Source organism: Burkholderia semiarida, from assembly GCF_029268935.1.
Classification (GTDB): Bacteria; Pseudomonadota; Gammaproteobacteria; order Burkholderiales; family Burkholderiaceae; genus Burkholderia; species Burkholderia semiarida.
The window spans coordinates 1-1,168 of the sequence record NZ_JAHLCL010000023.1 but is presented as its reverse complement, the minus strand read 5'-3'; the positions used below and the strand labels follow the sequence as shown (position 1 = coordinate 1,168).

General features: G+C 58.8%; 1 protein-coding gene. It reads right to left on the bottom strand.

The features are described 5' to 3' along the window. Position 1: 1 nt before the first annotated feature. Positions 2 to 1,093, bottom strand: a complete 1,092-nt coding sequence (locus KPB06_RS34445) for an IS630 family transposase (RefSeq protein WP_059625722.1) — start codon at positions 1,091 to 1,093, stop codon at positions 2 to 4. Between the last annotated feature and the right edge of the window lie 75 nt (positions 1,094 to 1,168).

Below are 1,168 nucleotides of genomic sequence, written 5' to 3'. Positions count from 1 at the left end.
GCTAGTGTCCTGTTCCGCTGATTCGCGAGCAAAGTCGATGCAGCTTTTCGAGGATGGAATCGGCTGACGCGGTCCAGACGAACGGTTTGCAGTTTTCGTTGTAGTGGGAAACGAATTGATCGATTCGCTTGACCAGTTGTTTGACCGAGCCGAACGAGCCTCTACGAATCGCCTTGTCGGTGATCAACGCAAAGAAGCGTTCGACCTGGTTGAGCCACGAACTGTAGGTGGGAATGAAATGCATATGCCAGCGGGGGCGTGCCGCCAGCCACGCCTTGACCTTCGGATGCTTGTGACTGCCGTAGTTGTCGACGATGCAGTGCACGTCGAGTTCGGCTGGCACGGCCTTGTCGATTTCGCGCAGAAACGACAGGAATTCCTGATGTCGATGGCGCGGCTTGCAGGTAGCGAGCACGGCGCCATTGAGGACATTCAGGGCGGCAAACAACGTCGTGGTGCCATGACGGACGTAGTCGTGCGTAACGCCTTCGACGTAGCCGAAACCCATCGGCAGCATGGGTTGTGTACGCTCGAGCGCCTGACATTGACTCTTCTCGTCCACGCACAGCACCAGCGCGTTCTCCGGTGGACTCAGATACAAGCCGACCACATCGCGCAGTTTCTCGATGAAGAACGGATCGGTCGAGAGCTTGAAGCTTTCACTTCGGTGCGGCTGCAGGCCCAGCAGTTTGAAGTAACGGTGCACGCTTGTCGGCGAGATGGCGGTTTCGGCGGCAATCGTGCGCACACTCCAATGAGTGGATCCATCTGCCGGCTTCGTGTGCAGGGTCTTGTGAATCAGTTGGGCCAACCGCTCGTCGTCGATGGTACGCGGCTTGCCGGGACGTACTTCATCGTAGAGTCCGTTGATTCGCTGCTCCAGAAACCGCAGACGCCACTTGCCCACCGTGGCACGCGTGAGTTGCAGGCGCTGCGCGATCGCGCTGTTGGGCTCGCCGTCCGCAGCCGCCAACACGATACGCGCCCGCGAGACCAGCGCAGCCGAAATCGAGCGAGAACGCGCGATCGACATCAGTTGCGAACGCTCGTCTTCGCTCAGCACCAGTTCCGCCTTCGGTCGTCCCATCGCCATGCTGACGTCTCCCGTTCCGTTGACGTCAACATGCTACGCGAAGATAGACCAGTTAACAACGGAACAGGACACTAG

Bases quoted from the DNA above. Each gene is read 5' to 3' on its own strand.
- KPB06_RS34445 (WP_059625722.1), bottom strand. From the start codon at position 1,093: ATGGCGATGGGACGACCGAAGGCGGAACTGGTGCTGAGCGAAGACGAG.